The sequence below is a fragment of the Methylobacterium sp. 13MFTsu3.1M2 genome, from assembly GCF_900112625.1.
Lineage (GTDB): Bacteria > Pseudomonadota > Alphaproteobacteria > Rhizobiales > Beijerinckiaceae > Methylobacterium.
Genome location: NZ_FOMM01000043.1, coordinates 1 through 16,658, shown reverse-complemented (window position 1 = coordinate 16,658; position 16,658 = coordinate 1). Strand labels below are relative to the sequence as shown.

The 16,658-nt window shown below is 67.9% G+C and carries 24 protein-coding genes; 5 read left to right on the top strand and 19 right to left on the bottom strand.

The annotated features are described in order from the left end of the window. Positions 1-15: 15 nt before the first annotated feature. Entirely contained in the window at positions 16-405 is a 390-nt protein-coding gene (gene rpsK / locus BM314_RS28520; protein ID WP_010686167.1) for a 30S ribosomal protein S11, read from the bottom strand. A 173-nt stretch (positions 406-578) separates the two neighbouring features. Continuing rightward, the gene (rpsM, locus tag BM314_RS28515) at positions 579-947 is read right to left on the bottom strand and encodes a 30S ribosomal protein S13 (RefSeq protein WP_010686168.1); all 369 of its coding nucleotides are present in this window, start codon (positions 945-947) and stop codon (positions 579-581) included. Between the two features lie 250 nt (positions 948-1,197). Between rpsM and BM314_RS28510 the strand changes: the two genes are divergently transcribed. After that, entirely contained in the window at positions 1,198-1,554 is a 357-nt protein-coding gene (locus BM314_RS28510) for a hypothetical protein (RefSeq protein WP_091981865.1), read from the top strand. Positions 1,555-1,585: 31 nt separating this feature from the next. Here BM314_RS28510 and BM314_RS28505 read toward each other — a convergent pair whose 3' ends face one another. From BM314_RS28505 to BM314_RS28425, 17 genes are all read right to left on the bottom strand, one after another. Beyond that, the gene (locus BM314_RS28505; protein ID WP_091981862.1) at positions 1,586-1,816 is read right to left on the bottom strand and encodes a hypothetical protein; all 231 of its coding nucleotides are present in this window, start codon (positions 1,814-1,816) and stop codon (positions 1,586-1,588) included. A 95-nt stretch (positions 1,817-1,911) separates the two neighbouring features. Continuing rightward, positions 1,912-2,514, bottom strand: coding sequence for an adenylate kinase (locus BM314_RS28500; RefSeq protein ID WP_020096283.1), 603 nt, complete (start codon positions 2,512-2,514; stop codon positions 1,912-1,914). Positions 2,515-2,684: 170 nt separating this feature from the next. After that, positions 2,685-4,031, bottom strand: a complete 1,347-nt coding sequence (secY, locus tag BM314_RS28495) for a preprotein translocase subunit SecY (protein ID WP_020096282.1) — start codon at positions 4,029-4,031, stop codon at positions 2,685-2,687. A gap of 146 nt (positions 4,032-4,177) precedes the next feature. Continuing rightward, positions 4,178-4,681 (bottom strand): 50S ribosomal protein L15, encoded by a 504-nt coding sequence (gene rplO, locus BM314_RS28490; RefSeq protein WP_091683605.1) that lies wholly within the window; start codon positions 4,679-4,681, stop codon positions 4,178-4,180. A gap of 10 nt (positions 4,682-4,691) precedes the next feature. Next, positions 4,692-4,883, bottom strand: a complete 192-nt coding sequence (gene rpmD / locus BM314_RS28485; RefSeq protein ID WP_056531230.1) for a 50S ribosomal protein L30 — start codon at positions 4,881-4,883, stop codon at positions 4,692-4,694. A gap of 11 nt (positions 4,884-4,894) precedes the next feature. Beyond that, on the bottom strand, positions 4,895-5,482 hold the full coding sequence (gene rpsE, locus BM314_RS28480; RefSeq protein ID WP_012319173.1) for a 30S ribosomal protein S5: 588 nt from the start codon (positions 5,480-5,482) through the stop codon (positions 4,895-4,897). Between the two features lie 157 nt (positions 5,483-5,639). After that, on the bottom strand, positions 5,640-6,002 hold the full coding sequence (gene rplR, locus BM314_RS28475; protein ID WP_091981860.1) for a 50S ribosomal protein L18: 363 nt from the start codon (positions 6,000-6,002) through the stop codon (positions 5,640-5,642). A gap of 10 nt (positions 6,003-6,012) precedes the next feature. Continuing rightward, complete coding sequence (gene rplF, locus BM314_RS28470) at positions 6,013-6,546, bottom strand: 50S ribosomal protein L6 (protein WP_020096278.1); 534 nt, start codon at positions 6,544-6,546, stop codon at positions 6,013-6,015. Between the two features lie 22 nt (positions 6,547-6,568). Then, entirely contained in the window at positions 6,569-6,964 is a 396-nt protein-coding gene (gene rpsH / locus BM314_RS28465) for a 30S ribosomal protein S8 (RefSeq protein WP_010686178.1), read from the bottom strand. Between the two features lie 10 nt (positions 6,965-6,974). Then, positions 6,975-7,280: a 30S ribosomal protein S14 gene (gene rpsN / locus BM314_RS28460; RefSeq protein WP_010686179.1), complete on the bottom strand. Its 306-nt coding sequence runs from the start codon at positions 7,278-7,280 to the stop codon at positions 6,975-6,977. A gap of 40 nt (positions 7,281-7,320) precedes the next feature. Then, on the bottom strand, positions 7,321-7,887 hold the full coding sequence (rplE, locus tag BM314_RS28455) for a 50S ribosomal protein L5 (protein ID WP_020096277.1): 567 nt from the start codon (positions 7,885-7,887) through the stop codon (positions 7,321-7,323). Continuing rightward, a complete protein-coding gene (gene rplX / locus BM314_RS28450; RefSeq protein WP_012319178.1) occupies positions 7,880-8,194 on the bottom strand; it encodes a 50S ribosomal protein L24 in 315 nt (104 codons plus the stop codon). Before rplX ends, rplE begins: the two co-directional genes overlap by 8 nt. After that, complete coding sequence (rplN, locus tag BM314_RS28445) at positions 8,194-8,562, bottom strand: 50S ribosomal protein L14 (protein WP_010686182.1); 369 nt, start codon at positions 8,560-8,562, stop codon at positions 8,194-8,196. Before rplN ends, rplX begins: the two co-directional genes overlap by 1 nt. 401 nt (positions 8,563-8,963) lie before the next feature. Continuing rightward, on the bottom strand, positions 8,964-9,341 hold the full coding sequence (locus tag BM314_RS28440) for a hypothetical protein (RefSeq protein ID WP_091683603.1): 378 nt from the start codon (positions 9,339-9,341) through the stop codon (positions 8,964-8,966). 193 nt (positions 9,342-9,534) lie between these two features. Next, on the bottom strand, positions 9,535-10,230 hold the full coding sequence (locus BM314_RS28435; protein ID WP_091981857.1) for an amino acid ABC transporter permease: 696 nt from the start codon (positions 10,228-10,230) through the stop codon (positions 9,535-9,537). Beyond that, on the bottom strand, positions 10,227-10,964 hold the full coding sequence (locus tag BM314_RS28430) for an amino acid ABC transporter permease (protein ID WP_091981855.1): 738 nt from the start codon (positions 10,962-10,964) through the stop codon (positions 10,227-10,229). Before BM314_RS28430 ends, BM314_RS28435 begins: the two co-directional genes overlap by 4 nt. Before the next feature lie 19 nt (positions 10,965-10,983). Continuing rightward, positions 10,984-11,787: an ABC transporter substrate-binding protein gene (locus BM314_RS28425; RefSeq protein WP_210187361.1), complete on the bottom strand. Its 804-nt coding sequence runs from the start codon at positions 11,785-11,787 to the stop codon at positions 10,984-10,986. 773 nt (positions 11,788-12,560) lie between these two features. Between BM314_RS28425 and rpsL the strand changes: the two genes are divergently transcribed. The 4 genes from rpsL to tuf form a co-directional block, all read left to right on the top strand. Continuing rightward, entirely contained in the window at positions 12,561-12,932 is a 372-nt protein-coding gene (rpsL, locus tag BM314_RS28420; protein WP_007557568.1) for a 30S ribosomal protein S12, read from the top strand. 128 nt (positions 12,933-13,060) lie between these two features. Beyond that, entirely contained in the window at positions 13,061-13,531 is a 471-nt protein-coding gene (gene rpsG, locus BM314_RS28415) for a 30S ribosomal protein S7 (protein ID WP_012319183.1), read from the top strand. Positions 13,532-13,561: 30 nt separating this feature from the next. Continuing rightward, the gene (fusA, locus tag BM314_RS28410; RefSeq protein WP_091683595.1) at positions 13,562-15,637 is read left to right on the top strand and encodes an elongation factor G; all 2,076 of its coding nucleotides are present in this window, start codon (positions 13,562-13,564) and stop codon (positions 15,635-15,637) included. Between the two features lie 44 nt (positions 15,638-15,681). Continuing rightward, positions 15,682-16,658, top strand: a 977-nt coding sequence (gene tuf, locus BM314_RS28405; protein WP_091981851.1) for an elongation factor Tu, incomplete at its 3' end; no start/stop codon positions are given.

The following is a 16,658-nucleotide window of genomic DNA, read 5'->3' as shown; positions in this document are numbered from 1 at the left end:
GTCAAGAGGCTTCGATCAGACGCGGCGGCGCTTGCGCGGCCGGCAGCCGTTGTGCGGGATCGAGGTGACGTCGCGGATCGAGGTCACCGTGAAGCCCGCGGCCTGCAGGGCGCGGAGCGCCGACTCGCGGCCCGAACCCGGACCCGACACCTCGACCTCGAGGGTGCGCATGCCGTGCTCGGCAGCCTTGCGGCCAGCATCCTCTGCGGCGACCTGGGCGGCGTACGGGGTCGACTTGCGCGAACCCTTGAAGCCCATCGCACCGGCGGACGACCACGAGATCGTGTTGCCCTGCGCGTCCGTGATGGTGATCATCGTGTTGTTGAACGAGGCGTTCACGTGGGCGACGCCCGACACGATGTTCTTGCGCTCGCGGCGGCGGACGCGTTGCGGTTCCTTAGCCATTCTGGTCTCACTCTTCCTTCAGGCACGCCCGTAACACCAGGCGCTCGGGATTCTTTTTGGGACTTGGCCGGAGCACCCGTGCAGGGCGGTCGAGCCGGCGCCGGACCCGTTGCGGGATACCTGGCGCGACGGGAAGGAGGCCGAGCGGAGCACGGCCTCCCAGTTCCAAAAACTTACTTCTTCTTGCCGGCGATCGGCTTCGCCTTACCCTTGCGGGTGCGGGCGTTGGTGTGGGTGCGCTGGCCGCGGACCGGCAGCTGCTTGCGGTGACGCAGACCGCGATAGGCGCCGAGATCCATCAGGCGCTTGATGTTCATCGAGACTTCGCGGCGCAGGTCGCCCTCGACGAGGTAGTCGCGATCGATCGTCTCGCGGATCGACAGAACCTCGGCGTCGGTCAGCTGATTGACGCGACGCTCGGCGGGGATGTTCACCTTCTGGGTGATTTCCTCGGCCTTCTTGGCCCCGATGCCGTGGATGTACTGGAGCGCGATGACGACGCGCTTGTTGGTCGGGATGTTGACGCCTGCGATACGGGCCACGATCACTCTCCATGTGGGACCCGGGGATCCGGGCCGGTGTCGCGCGCGTCCGGTGGAGGCCGGCCCCTGCGCACGTGAAACGACGACGCGGCCCGCGGGCGGCCCTGGACAGGGCACCTCGGACCATCGTTCGGTTGGACGAAGGAGGGCCTGCTAGCGCGCGGGCGGCCCGTTGTCAACGACGGGTCGGCACGGCCTCGCCCCGTCACGCGCGCGTCGGGGCGCCCTAGGATCTGGTCGAGGAGCGGAGATGGCGGTTCTGACGAGCGACGGCGCGACCCTGCGGTCCTTCGCCGATTCGGTGCTGCGCGCCGCCGAGGAGACCCTGGAGGAGGTCATGCCGGTGACGCTGGCGGTGATCGGCGGCGTTCTCGCCGAGGCGGAGCCCGGCTCGGTCGCGCTGCAGGACGCGGATGACGGTCCGCCCCTGCTCTGGGCGACCTTCGCCGGTCGCCGCATGGTGTTCCGCTACAACACGATGACGGCGATGATCGAGCTGCGCGACGGCACCGCGGAGGGCTACCCGCTCCGGCTGTTCGGCCACCGGTCGCTCCAGATGGACGTCGTCAATTTCTTCGGCAGCCTCCGCAGGGAGGGCCGGATCTGAGCCACGCCCCCGGCGGGCGGCCCCCCGCGCCTCAGCGAAAGCCCTGATTCCGCAGCCGGCAAGTGCGGCCCATGTCCTGGTAGCCCGCCGGGCAGCGGCGGGCGCAAGTCCCCGCCAGATACTTCAGCGGCGGCCGGCAGGCGTTGCGGAACCGTTTCTGGCCGTACACGAAGGACTGGGCCGGACTCTGCGCGAAGGCCGGCAGCGGCGGGAGGGCCACCGCGAGCATGAGGGAGGCGGTGGCGAGGAGGCGGACGGTCATGGCGTTTCCGATCGTGGACCCGCCCCATAACCCCCAGGGACACCGCCGGGTTCACGGGCGCGCTGAAACGGCCGGTCAGCGCGCCGCGATCGCCCTCAGGAGGCGACGCGCTCCTCGTGCGGCTCCAGTGTCGCCATCAGGTCGGCCGTGACCTTGTCGATCGGCTGCATGCCGTCGATGGTCTCCAGCATGCCCTTCTGCGCGTAATAGGCGGAGAGGGGCGCCGTCTGGGCGCGGTATGCCTCAAGCCGCTGCTTGAACACCTCGGGGGTGTCGTCCTTCCGCACGGCCTGGCCGCGGGCCAGGGTCTCGGCGGCGCGCTTCTCGATGCGGCCGACTAGGGCGTTCTCGTCGACCTTCAGCTCGATGACGGCGGAGAGGCTCAAGCCCTTGCTCGCCAGCATCTCGCTGAGCGCTTCCGCCTGTGCGACCGTGCGCGGGAAGCCGTCGAGGATGAAGCCGCGGCGGGCATCCGGCTCCTCGATCCGGTCGGCGACGATGCCGACCACGATCCGGTCGGAGACGAGACCGCCGGATTCCATCACCGCCTTGGCCTCGAGGCCGACCGGCGTGCCGGCGGCCACTGCGGCGCGCAGCATGTCCCCCGTCGACAGCTGCGGGATGCCGAAGCGCTGTACGATCCGCTCGGATTGCGTCCCCTTCCCCGCACCGGGCGGCCCGAGCAGAATGATGCGCATGGCGTTGTCCTCGTTCGGCCCACTCTCTCAGTGGGCACAAGCCGTGGTGGCGAAGCCTCCCTGGCATCGCCGGGTTCGGGGTTTTCTAGCCGGTCCGGGCCGGTGAGGCATCCAGACCTTTGGGCCAGAGGCGGGAGCGTCCTCGGAGTCCGGCCGCCTCTGTAGCAGGCTCAGCGCCGCCGTTGCGTGGTCGACGCGCCACGCAGCTTGGCCTTCTTCACGAGGCCCTCGTACTGATGGGCCATCAGGTGCCCGTGGACCTGCGCCACCGTGTCCATCGTGACCGAGACCACGATGAGCAGGGACGTGCCGCCGAAGCCGAGGCTGGCCGCGGCGTAGGACGACAGGATCTCCGGGCAGAGGCACACGAGGGTCAGGTACAGGGCGCCGATCACCGTGATGCGGGTCAGCACCTTGTCGATGAAGGCCGCGGTGCGCTCGCCCGGACGGATGCCCGGGATGAAGCCGCCATGCTTCTTCAGATTGTCGGCCGTCTCCTGCGGATTGAAGACGACTGCGGTGTAGAAGAACGTGAAGAAGATGATCAGCGCCGCGTAGAGCACCATGAACAGCGGGGTGCCGTGGCCGAGATAGGCCGTTACCGTGCCGAGCCAGCCCGTGGCGCCCCCGTTGGCCGAGAAGCTCGCGGCGGTCGCCGGCAGCAGCAGAAGCGACGAGGCGAAGATCGGCGGGATCACGCCCGAGGTGTTGAGCTTGAGCGGCAGGAACGAGGTCTGACCTTCGTACATACGGTTGCCGACCTGGCGTTTCGGGTAGTTGATCAGGAGCCGGCGCTGGGCGCGCTCCATGAACACGATGAAGTAGACGAGCGCGACGGCGGCGACGCCGACGCCCAGGATGATCGCCGGGGACAGGGCGCCGGTGCGGCCGAGTTCCAGCGCGCCCGCGATCGCCACCGGCAGGTGGGCCACGATGCCGGCGAAGATGATCAGCGACGAGCCGTTGCCGATGCCGCGCGAGGTGATCTGCTCGCCGAGCCACATCAGGAACAGGGTTCCGCCCGTCAGGGTGATCACCGTCGAGGCCAGGAAGAACGGCCCCGGATCGATGGCGGCCGAGGAGCCCTGGAGGCCGATGGCGATGCCCCAGGACTGAACCAGCGCCAGCACCACCGTCAGGTAGCGGGTGTACTGGTTGATGACCTTGCGGCCCGACTCGCCCTCCTTCTTGAGCGCTTCCAGGCTCGGGATCACCGAGGTCAGGAGCTGCACGATGATCGAGGCCGAGATGTAGGGCATGATGTTCAGGGCGAAGATCGCCATGCGCTCCACAGCGCCGCCCGAGAACATGTTGAACAGGCCCAGCACGCCGCCCGCCTGCTGCTGGAAGTTCCGGGCGAACTGCTCCGGATCGATGCCGGGAATCGGGATGTACGTGCCCAGCCGGAACACCACGAGGGCGCCGAGCGTGAACCAGATGCGCTTCTTCAGCTCATCGGCCTTGGCAATCGCACCGAAGTTGAGGTTGGCGGCAAGCTGCTCGGCGGCTGAGGCCATAAGCGTCGCGTCCTGGACATGTCGCCGGGCGAAGGGTGCCCGGATGAAACGAAAAACGGCGGCCCGCGTGGTCGCAGGGCCGCCGCTCGAAGGATCGGCTTAAAGGGTGCGCGGAGCCCGTGCAACGGGTTCCGGAGTCGCTCCCGTCAGGCCGTGGCCGCCTCGCTGCCGCCGCGGGTGGAGGCACCCTGGGCGTAGACGGTGCTGACCGAGCCACCGGCCTTCTCGACCGCCTCGACGGCGGACTTGGAGGCGCGGGTCACCTCGAAGCTGAGCTTCGCGGTCAGCTCGCCGACGCCGAGCAGCTTCACGCCGTCACGGGGACGGGCGATGATGCCGGCGGCGACCAGGCTCTCCACCGTCACGGTGGCGGCCTTATCGAGCTTGCCCGCGTCGACGGCCTCCTGGATCCGGCCGAGGTTCACCTCGTTCAGGTCCTGGGCGTAGAGGTTGTTGAAGCCGCGCTTCGGCAGGCGACGATGCAGCGGCATCTGACCGCCCTCGAAGCCCTTGATGGACACGCCGGTCCGGGCCTTCTGACCCTTCACGCCGCGGCCCGCGGTCTTGCCCTTGCCGGAGCCGATGCCCCGGCCCACGCGCATCCGGTCCTTGGTGGCGCCGGGATTGTCGCTGATCTGGTTGAGCTTCATCGGGACCTCCTCACGCCACGTCGCCGTGGACGCGCACGAGGTGCGCAACCTTGCGGATCATGCCGCGCACGGAGGGGGTGTCCTCCAGCTCGGCCACGCGGTGGAGCTTGTTGAGCTTGAGGCCGATCAGCGTCTGGCGCTGGCTGGCCTCGCGGCGGATCGGCGAGCCGATCTGCTCGATGCGGACGGTCTTCTGTGCCATCGGACCCTCCCTTACGCGACCGCGGCTTCGGACTGGTCGGCCGGATCGGCATCGCGGCGACGCGACTGCAGCGTCGACACCTTGATGCCGCGGCGGGCCGCCACGGAGCGCGGGCTGTCCTCGTTCTTGAGCGCCTCGAAGGTGGCGCGCACGAGGTTGTAGGGGTTCGACGAACCCAGCGACTTGGCGACGACGTCCTGCATGCCGAGCGTCTCGAACACGGCGCGCATCGGGCCGCCGGCGATGATGCCGGTGCCCTGCGGGGCCGCGCGGAGGATCACCTTGCCGGCGCCGTGGCGGCCGTTGACGTCGTGGTGCAGGGTCCGGCCCTCGCGGAGGGAGACGCGGATCAGACCGCGCTTGGCGGCCTCGGTCGCCTTGCGGATGGCCTCCGGCACCTCGCGGGCCTTGCCGTGGCCGAAGCCGACGCGGCCCTTCTGGTCGCCGACGACGACGAGGGCCGCGAAGCCGAAGCGACGGCCGCCCTTCACCACCTTGGCGACGCGGTTGATGTGGACAAGCTTGTCCACGAACTCGCTGTCGCGCTCCTCGCGATCCTCGCGGCGGCCGCGGCCCCCGCCCTCACGTTCACGTGCCATTTCTTTTACCTGTTCATCTCACTGGCGCAGGCGGCGGGCCTGCTCGCTCGATTTCTTCTCGAATGCCGGACATGCAGAGCACGTCCGACCCGCCGTTGTTCAAAGGTCCCGATTGGGCCTGCCATCGGCAGAGGCGCCGACGGCAGTTCCCGAAAAATCAGAACTCCAGGCCACCCTCGCGGGCGGCCTCGGCCACGGCGGCGACGCGGCCGTGGTAGATGTAGCCGGAGCGGTCGAAGATCACCTTCGTGACGCCCGCCGCCTTGGCGCGCTCGGCGACGAGCTTGCCCACCGCCGTGGCGGCGGCGACATCGGCGCCGGTCTTCAGTTCGCCCTTGAGCGCCTTGTCGATCGACGAGGCCGAGGCCAGCGTCTTGCCGGCGACGTCGTCGATGACCTGCACGTAGATCTGCTTCGACGAGCGGAACACCGAGAGCCGCGGACGGCCGTTGGCGGCCGCCCGCAGCGCGCGGCGGACGCGCGCCTTGCGGCGATCGAGGGCTTCGAGCTTGCGAGACATGATGCCCTCCTTACTTCTTCTTGCCTTCCTTGCGGAAGATGAACTCGCCCGCGTACTTCACGCCCTTGCCCTTGTAGGGCTCGGGTCCGCGGTAATCGCGGATCTCGGCGGCGACCTGACCGACCTGCTGGCGGTTGATCCCGGAGATCGTGATCTCGGTGGGCTTCGGGGTAACGATCGTGATCCCGGCCGGGATCGCGTACTCAATGTCGTGGCTGTAGCCGAGCGACAGCTTGAGCGCCTTGCCGGCCATCGCGGCGCGATAGCCGACGCCGGTGATCTCGAGCTTCTTCTCGAAGCCCTTCGAAACACCCTCGGCGATGTTGGCGATCTGCGCCCGCGACGTGCCCCACAGGGAGCGCGCCGGCTTGGACTGGTTGACGGGCTGCACCTCGATGGCGCCGTCCTTCATCGCCACATTGACGAGCGACGGAACGACGAACGACAGCTCGCCCTTCGAACCCTTCATCTTCACCGTCTGACCGGTGACCGTGGCGGTAACGCCGGCCGGTACGGGGACCGGCTTCTTGCCTACGCGAGACATGGGATAACCTCCTCCGTCCCGATCAGAACACGGTGCAGAGCACTTCACCGCCGACGTTGCGCTCACGCGCCTCGTGGTCGGCCATGACGCCCTGCGGGGTGGAGACGATGGTGACGCCGAGGCCGTCGGCCACGTGCGGCAACTCGCCGACCGACGAGTAGACCCTGCGGCCCGGCTTCGAGACGCGCTTGATCTCGCGGATCACGGGGCGCCCGTCGTAGTACTTGAGCTCGATGGCGAACTCGGTGCGGCCGTTGCCGAGGTCGGTCGCCGCGTAGTCGCGGATGTAGCCCTCGGACTTCAGGACGTCGAGGACGCTGGCGCGCAGGCGCGAGCCGGGCGTCTGGACGACGTTGCGACGGCGCAGCTGGCCGTTGCGGATGCGGGTGAGCATGTCGCCCACGGGATCGTTGACCATGGGGACCTCCTTACCAGCTCGACTTGACCAGGCCGGGGATCAGGCCCCGGTTGCCAAGCTCGCGCAGCGCCACGCGCGAGATGCCCATCTTGCGGTAGTAGGCGCGCGGACGGCCGGTCATGCCGCAACGGTTGCGGATGCGCGTGGCCGACGAGTTGCGCGGCAGTTCCGCGAGCTTGAGGCGCGCCTCGAAGCGCTCCTCCATCTCGAGGGCGTCGTTGTTGGCGATCTCGAGGAGCGCCTTCCGCTTGGCCGCGAAGCGCTTCACCAGCGCCTTGCGGGCCTCATTCTTCTCGACTGAGCTTTTCTTCGACATGTCGTCTATCTCCGGTGTCCGCGTCTGAGACCCGAGGGCCTCACTGCCGGAACGGGAACTTGAAGGCGGCGAGCAGCGCCTTGGCCTCGGCATCGGTCTTGGCGGTGGTCGCCACGACGATGTCCATGCCCCACATCTGCTCGGCCTTGTCGTAGGAGATCTCCGGGAACACGAGGTGCTCCTTGAGACCCAGGGCGTAGTTGCCGCGGCCGTCGAACGAGCGCGGGTTCAGGCCGCGGAAGTCACGCACGCGCGGCAGCGCGATGGTGATCAGCCGGTCCATGAACTCGTACATGCGCTGCTTGCGCAGGGTCACCTTGCAGCCGATCGGCATGCCCTCGCGGACCTTGAAGGTCGCGATGGCCTTGCGGGCCTTGGTGATGACCGGCTTCTGGCCGGCGATCAGGGCGAGGTCGCCCGCCGCCACCGAGGCCTTCTTCGAGTCCGCGGTGGACTCGCCGACGCCCATGTTGATCACGATCTTCGTGATCTGCGGCACTTCCATGGGGTTCTTGTAGCCGAACTCTTCGATCAGCTTCTGGCGAACCACCTCGTCGTAGTGCTTGCGCAGGCGCGGGGTGTAGGCGTTCTTGTCGGCCTCAGCCATCGATCTGATCCCCCGTGGTCTTGGCGAACCGGACCTTGCGCCCGTCTTCGAGGATGCGGAAACCCACGCGGGTCGGCTTGCCGTTGGCATCCGCGACCGCGATGTTCGAGAGCTGGATGGCGGCCTCCTTGGAGATGATGCCGCCTTCCTGGTTCTGGGTCTGCTTCTGGTGCTTCTTCACCAGGTTGATGCCGCGCACGAAGGCCCGGCCTTCCTTCGGCAGAACCTGGATCACCTCGCCCGACCGGCCCGAATCACGGCCGGTGAGCACGACGACCTTGTCGCCCTTCTTGATCTTGGCGGCCATTACAGCACCTCCGGAGCCAGGGAGATGATCTTCATGTGGTTGCGGGCGCGGAGCTCGCGCGGCACCGGTCCGAAGATACGGGTGCCGATCGGCTCCTTCTGATTGTTGATCAGGACCGCGGCGTTCTTGTCGAAGCGGATCACCGAACCGTCGGCGCGCTTCACGTCCTTCGCTGTGCGGACGACGACCGCCTTCATGACGTCGCCCTTCTTGACGCGACCGCGCGGGATCGCCTCCTTGACGGAGACGACGATCACGTCGCCGACGCCGGCATACTTGCGCTTCGACCCGCCGAGAACCTTGATGCACATCACACGGCGTGCACCCGAGTTGTCGGCGACGTCCAGATTCGTCTGCATCTGGATCACGTGCGTGACTCCTTGTTTCAGGCGGGTTTCCGCACACGGACGGTATTGCCCGGCGGACGACGCCTGATGGGGACCTGACGTCCCCGGCTCATGTGTTCGACCGCGCTGGCGGTGTCGTCAGACACCGGCGCGGTCACCGCGTTCACGGGGTGCGAGCACCCATCGGAAATGTCGCGAAGGCCGGGCGCATACTACGGGCCGCGGGTGATGGCAAGCGGAGCGGCGGGAAATCGTCGCTGCCGCATAGGGGGGTGATCCGGCTTCGGGGCTGGTCCGCGGCGCCGCGCGGCTCGATCGCTGCGGTGCCCGCCCGTCCGGCCGCGGAACGCGAGCCCTGAACGTGCGACGACCGGCGCGCCTCTCGGCGCGCCGGTCGGTTGACGTGCAGCGTTCGGGGTCGATCAGATCGGTTGGCCGGCCGTCTCGAACAGGAATCCGTCGAGGCTCGGGATGGTGACCGAGGCTCCGCTCGCGGGCCTCGACAGGCGCCAGGGTCGCTCCGACCGGGCGCGAATCGCCTCGGACGGGCGAAGCCGCCGCATCAGGCCGTCCTCGCCGACCTCCTCGATCGCCAGGAAGCCGTAGACCTGCAGCCGCGAGGCGGTGAGCTTGAGGCCGCGATCCTCCGCGGCGACGACCATGCTGCCAGTCGCGTAGACAGCGTCCAGGAGGGAGCGCTGCTCGCTGCGGCGACGGTTGCGCGCCTCCCGCTCGCCGGGGGCCTGGGCGGGAATCGGCCGCCGGAACGGAACGACGTTGCTGACCGCGACGCAACCCATACGCAACACCCTCGACGCGAACCTGCGGCGGCGAGTTGGCCGCCCGATGTGCGCGACAATTCGATGGATCGCTTTAATTCTCCGTAGACCGTGCCGGCGCGCACCTGCCCCGATCCGGTACGCCTTGCACGTGTGCCCCGGTAAATCGGCCGTGTCCCGTGAGCCGGCTCGGGCGCGTCGGCCGGCCGCTCCGTCACGGGGTGCGATGTGCCGTGACCTTGCCGGTATTCGTCAGCCGGGCGGCCAGCCCGTCGAGACCGGCGCAGAGGATGCCGTACACGGCACCGACGAAGAGGAAGATCTCGGCCGGGTAGACCATCGCGCGGTTGTTCACCTGCGCCGCCACGAAGGCGAGTTCGGGCACGCCGATCACGTAGGCGAGCGACGTGTCCTTGATGAGCGTGGTCCACTGGTTGACGAAGGACGGTGCCATGGCCCGCAGCGCCTGCGGGAGGACGACGAAGCGCAGGGTGCGCCAGGGGTCGAGGCCGAGCGCGAGGCCGGCCTCCCACTGACCACGGCCGACGCTCGCGATGCCCGCCGCCACCCCGTGGGACAGGTAGGCGCCTCCGACGAGCGACAGCGCCACCGCGACCGTGCCGATCTCGGGGATCGACACGCCGAACAGGATCGGCAGCAGGAAGTAGGTCCAGAAGATCAGCATCACGACCGGCACGGCGCGGAGGAAGCCGAGCCCGGCGGTGAGCGCTGCCCGGGCCGCGCCCGCGCTCACGGCCAGGGCGATGCCGAGGACGAGCCCGAGCGCGGCCGAGGCCAGACCGGACATGCCGGAGAGGACCAGCGTCAGGGCCAGCCCGCCGACCGGCCCGTCGGGCCAGGCCCCGACCATCAGGTAGCCGAGATTGTCGATGATGACCGACGGATTCATCGGTGCCGGCCCGGTCGACGGGCACGGCGGTCGAGCATCTGCCCGGTCGTCTCCGCGGCGGCGGCCGCGCCTACGTAGAGCAGCGTCGCGATGCCGAAGGCCTGGAAGGTCTGGAAGGTCTCGGTCTCCACCTGCCGGGACGCGTAGGACAGCTCCGCGAGGCCGATCGTCATGGTCAGCGACGTGTTCTTGAGCGTGTTGAGGTACTGGCCGACGATCGGCAGCCAGGCGACGCGCAGGGCCTGGGGCAGGACGATGTGGCGGAACGCCTGGACGGGCGTGAGGCCGAGGGCCAGGGCCGCCGCCCGCTGAGCGGGCCGGACGGCCCTGATGCCGGCGCGGAGTTCCTCGGCGATGTAGGCGCCCGCGTAGAGCGTGAGCCCGCAGAACCCGGCGAGGCTCTCGTAAGCGGGCCAGCGCAGGATCCCGAATCCCAGGTCCAGGACGTGCGGCGCGTTGAGCCAGGCCGTCACGCCCTGCGTCAGGGCGGCGGCCACCGCGAAGTACCAGACGAAGAGTTGCACCAGCAGCGGTGTGTTGCGGACGATGCCGACGGAGACGGCCACGACGCCGCGCCCGGCGCGCCCGCCCGCCTCGCGCAGCCCGCACGCCGCGAGGCCCAGCACCGTGCCGGCAAGACAGGTGGCTGCCGACAAGGTCAGGGTCATCCCGAAGCCTTGCAGCAGCCAGACGAGGTAGCGCGGCGCGAGCGGGTCGCCGAACGGCGCGGCCATCGTCGTCGTGCCGCCCCGGTCAGGGACGGTCCCCGATCCGGAACAGGCGCGGCAGCGGCTGCTCGGTCGCGGGCCCGAACCAGCGGTCGTAGATCGCCGCCGCCCTGCCGCTCGACTCCAGGCCGCGCAGGGTCTCGTTCACGCGGTCCCGGAGCCGCGCCTCATCCTTCGGGATGCCGACGCCGATATAGTCGTTGGAGATGCTGAAGGCGGGGATCTCGTAGTTCTGCCGGTCCGGCACCTTCGCGAGCAGCCCGACCAGCTTCGGGCCGTCCTGCGTGATCGCCTGGACATTGCCGTTGCGCAGGGCCGTGAACGCGAAGGGCGTGTCGTCGAAGGCGACTACGACCGCCTTCGGGAAGTCGCGGCGCAGGACGATCTCGTTGGTGGTGCCCTTGTCTGCACCGATTCGAAGCCCATTGAGCTGCTCCGGCGACGACAGGGTGCCCTTCTTGGCCAGGAACTGCTGGCCGGAGGCGAAGTACGGGATGCTGAAATCGAGCTGCCTCGCCCGCTCGTCCGTGATGGTGAAGTTCGCCAGAACCAGATCGACCTTGCCGGAGGTCAGCAGCGGGATACGATTCGCCGGGTTGGTGGGCCGGATCTCCAGCTTGACGCCGAGCGCGTCGGCGATGGCCTGCGCGTAGTCGACGTCGAGGCCGGCGATCCGTTTCGTCTCGGGATCGACGAAGCCGAACGGCGGGTTGCTGTCGAAGGCGGCGACCCGGAGAACGCCGGCCTTTCTGATGTCGTCCAGACGGTCGGCCGTTGCGGGGCCGACCGACAGGAGGGTCGCGAGAACGAGGGCGAAGAGGCGGCGCACGCGTGACTCCATCGGATGGTTCGGGGCCGGTACAGGCAGAGCGATGATCAAATATCCCGAATATTGCAGTCTGAATCGCGTCGGACTTCTGAATTGAATTATAAATCGATCTGGTCTTCTCTCTTGGCGCAAAATCAGAGGATGCCAGCAGGATTTATCTCAACCGCCAGCGCATTTCATCTTTGGAGAACACGAAAATCAACGGAGAAAGATTCTATTTTTTCCTCGCGGGTGGGTGCCGCTCGCCGAAAGATCTGGCGGCTGCGGGGCAGATTTTCCTGCCGCGCCCGGGCAGGGCCCAAGGCTGCGCCGAAGTCCCGCCGCCACGTGGCCGGCCTGCCCCGGCTTCCGTTGACGGGACGAGGCGCCGTGCGCGAGAGCGGTCCCTCGGCTCCGCCGTCGCGAAGGCTCGCCGATCGCGGGCGCCCTGCGCGCCCTTGACCGATCCTTAACCTCCGACGCGGTGCAGTTTTCTGCCGTGACCGCATTGACCTGCGGCGCAACGGCGTCTAGAAGCGCGCCACTTCGGACGGCCATCGGCTGCCGACGGCCCTTGGGCGCAACCCCGGAAGCCGCCGCCATCGCCCCGAGCGCTCCGAAGGTTCAAATCGCCTGACGCTGTAAGTCAGATCCGTAGGTACGAGCGCGTTCGTTTCGGGCGTGCTCCTCTGCCCACACCGCGCCGAGGGTCCGTGACAGGCCCTCCGGCGCATATTCGTTTTGCGGACTGCCCTGCGCAGTTCGGACTAGGTGACCGAGGAAGAGGGCACAGGATGCCGACGATCAACCAGCTGATCGCCCAGCCGCGGAAGATCCAGCGGAGCCGCAACAAGGTTCCGGCGCTCGACGCTTGCCCGCAGAAGCGCGGCGTCTGCACCCGCGTTTACACGACGACCCCGAAGAAGCCGAACTCGGCGCTCCGGAAGGTCGCCAAGGTGCGCCTCACCAACGGTTTCGAGGTGATCGGCTACATCCCGGGCGAGGGTCACAACCTTCAGGAGCACTCCGTGGTGATGATCCGCGGCGGCCGCGTGAAGGATCTTCCGGGTGTGCGCTACCACATCCTGCGCGGTGTGCTCGACACGCAGGGCGTGAAGAACCGCAAGCAGCGCCGGTCGAAGTACGGCGCCAAGCGTCCGAAGTAAGTCGGAAGCCCGGATATTTCCCGGGCGCCGGTACGCGTTTCCACGGCCTCGCAAGGATGTCGCCGGCCTCAGGGCTGAGGCGGCCTGCGCGGGGCGCTTAAGATCTTTTCGTTCGAGAGTCTCAGAAGATGTCCCGTCGTCACTCTGCCGAGAAGCGTGAGATCATCCCGGACCCGAAGTACGGGGACGTGGTGCTGACGAAGTTCATGAACTCCATCATGTACGAGGGCAAGAAGTCGACCGCCGAGCGGATCGTCTACGGTGCCTTCGACATCGTCGAGAACCGCGCCCGCGCCAACCCGATCGAGGTGTTCCGCGCCGCGCTCGACAACGTCGCCCCGATGATCGAGGTCCGCTCCCGCCGCGTCGGCGGCGCGACCTACCAGGTCCCCGTCGAGGTCCGCACCGAGCGCCGCCAGGCCCTCGCGATCCGCTGGCTGATCCAGGCCGCGCGTTCGCGCAACGACCGCACCATGGTCGAGCGCCTCTCGGCCGAGCTGCTCGACGCCGCGAACAACCGCGGCAACGCCGTCAAGAAGCGCGAAGACACGCACCGGATGGCGGAAGCCAACCGCGCCTTCTCGCACTACCGCTGGTAAGCGGTTCCGCCGTCTCTCAGGAGCAATTCGATGCCCCGCACGCACGCGATCGAGGACTACCGCAACTTCGGCATCATGGCCCACATCGATGCCGGCAAGACCACGACGACCGAGCGGATCCTCTACTACACCGGAAAGTCCCACAAGATCGGCGAGGTCCATGAGGGCGCCGCCACCATGGACTGGATGGCGCAGGAGCAGGAGCGTGGCATCACGATCACCTCGGCTGCGACGACCTGCTTCTGGCGCGACAAGCGCCTGAACATCATCGACACCCCCGGCCACGTCGACTTTACCATCGAGGTGGAGCGCTCGCTCCGCGTGCTCGACGGCGCCGTGTGCGTGCTCGACGGCAACCAGGGTGTCGAGCCGCAGACCGAGACCGTGTGGCGTCAGGCCGACAAGTACGACGTGCCGCGCGTCGTGTTCGTCAACAAGATGGACAAGATCGGCGCCGACTTCTTCAAGTGCGTCGCCGACATCATCGACCGCGTCGCCGGCAAGCCCGTCTGCCTGCAGCTGCCGATCGGCGCCGAGTCGAGCTTCCAAGGCGTGATCGACCTCATCAAGATGAAGGCGATCGTCTGGTCGGGTGAGGCGCTGGGCGCCAACTTCGACGAGACCGAGATCCCGGCCGACCTCAAGGACCAGGCAGTCGAGTACCGCACCAAGCTGGTCGAGGCCTGCGTCGAGCTCGACGACGACGCCATGGCCGCCTACCTCGACGGCAACGAGCCCGACGAGGCCACCATGCGCGTCCTGGTGCGCAAGGCCGTCCAGCTGCGCGCCTTCCACCCGGTGCTCTGCGGCTCGGCGTTCAAGAACAAGGGCGTGCAGCCGCTCCTCGACGCCGTCGTGGACTACCTGCCCTCCCCGGCCGATCGCGGCGAGATCAAGGGCATCGACTTCAAGACCGAGGAAGAGACCGTCCGTCACCCGTCGGATGCGGATCCCTTCTCCATGCTCGCCTTCAAGATCATGGACGATCCCCACGTCGGCACGATCACCTTCTGCCGCGTGTACTCGGGCAAGGTCGAGACCGGCGCCAACGTGCTGAACTCGTCGCGCGACAAGAAGGAGCGCGTCGGCCGCATGCTCCTGATGCACGCCAACAACCGTGAGGACATCAAGGAGGCCTTCGCGGGCGACATCGTCGCGCTGGCCGGCCTCAAGGACACCCGCACGGGCGACACCCTCTGCGACCCGCAGAAGGCCGTGATCCTTGAGAAGATGGAGTTCCCCGAGCCCGTCATCGAGATCGCCGTCGAGCCGAAGTCGAAGGCCGACCAGGAGAAGCTCGGCATCGCGCTCTCCAAGCTCGCCGCCGAGGACCCGTCCTTCCGCGTCTCCACCGATCAGGAATCCGGCCAGACCATCCTCAAGGGGATGGGCGAGCTCCACCTGGACATCAAGGTCGACATCCTGCGCCGCACCTACAAGGTCGACGCGAATATCGGCCAGCCGCAGGTCGCCTACCGCGAGAAGCTGACGCGCCGTCAGGAGATCGACTACACGCACAAGAAGCAGACCGGCGGTACTGGCCAGTTCGCCCGCGTGAAGTTCGTCGTCGAGCCGAACGAGCCGGGCGCTGGCTTCGCGTTCGAGTCGAAGATCGTCGGCGGCGCGGTGCCCAAGGAGTACATCCCGGGCGTCGAGAAGGGCCTCAACTCGGTCCTCGGCGCGGGCGTCCTCGCCGGCTTCCCGGTGGTCGACGTCAAGGTCGAGCTGGTCGACGGCGCCTACCACGACGTCGACTCCTCGGCGCTCGCCTTCGAGATCGCCTCCCGCGCCGCCTTCCGCGAGGCGCTGCAGAAGGGCGGCTCGGTCCTGCTCGAGCCGGTGATGAAGGTCGAGGTCGTCTCGCCGGAGGAGTACACCGGCTCGGTCATCGGCGACCTGAACGCCCGCCGCGGCCAGATCCAGGGTCAGGACATGCGCGGCAACGCCAACGTCATCAACGCGATGGTGCCGCTGGCCAACATGTTCGGCTACGTGAACCAGCTGCGCTCCTTCTCGCAGGGCCGCGCCAACTTCACGATGCAGTTCGATCACTACGAAGAGGTGCCGCGCGGCGAGGCCGACAAGGTCATCGCCAAGTACGCCTAAGCATCTCTTCTTCCGCAACGCGAATTCGAATCTAGGAGGCTCTGATGGGCAAGGAAAAGTTCTCCCGCACCAAGCCGCACTGCAACATTGGCACGATCGGCCACGTCGATCACGGCAAGACGTCTCTGACGGCGGCGATCACGAAGGTCCTGGCCGAGACGGGCGGGGCGACGTTCACGGCCTACGACCAGATCGACAAGGCGCCTGAGGAGAAGGCGCGCGGGATCACGATCTCGACGGCGCACGTGGAGTACGAGACGCAGAACCGTCACTACGCGCACGTGGACTGCCCCGGCCACGCCGACTACGTGAAGAACATGATCACGGGCGCGGCGCAGATGGACGGCGCGATCCTGGTGGTGTCGGCGGCCGACGGCCCGATGCCGCAGACCCGCGAGCACATCCTGCTGGCCCGTCAGGTCGGCGTCCCGGCGCTGGTGGTGTTCCTCAACAAGGTCGACATGGTCGACGACGAGGAACTCCTGGAGCTGGTCGAGCTGGAGGTGCGCGAGCTGCTGTCGAAGTACGACTTCCCCGGTGACGACATCCCGATCACCAAGGGCTCGGCGCTGATGGCGCTCGAGGACAAGGAGCCGAAGATCGGCAAGGAGGCGGTCCTGGCGCTGATGGCGACCGTGGACAGCTACATCCCGCAGCCGGAGCGTCCGATCGACATGCCGTTCCTGATGCCGATCGAGGACGTGTTCTCGATCTCGGGCCGCGGCACGGTGGTGACGGGTCGCGTCGAGCGCGGCATCGTGAAGGTGGGCGAGGAAGTCGAGATCGTCGGCATCCGGGCGACCACCAAGACGACGGTGACGGGCGTGGAGATGTTCCGCAAGCTGCTCGACCAGGGGCAGGCGGGCGACAACGTCGGCGTGCTGCTGCGCGGCACGAAGCGCGAGGACGTGGAGCGCGGCCAGGTCGTGTGCAAGCCGGGTTCGGTGAAGCCGCACTCGAAGTTCAAGGCCGAGGCGTACATCCTGACCAAGGAGGAGGGCGGCCGCCACACGCCGTTCTT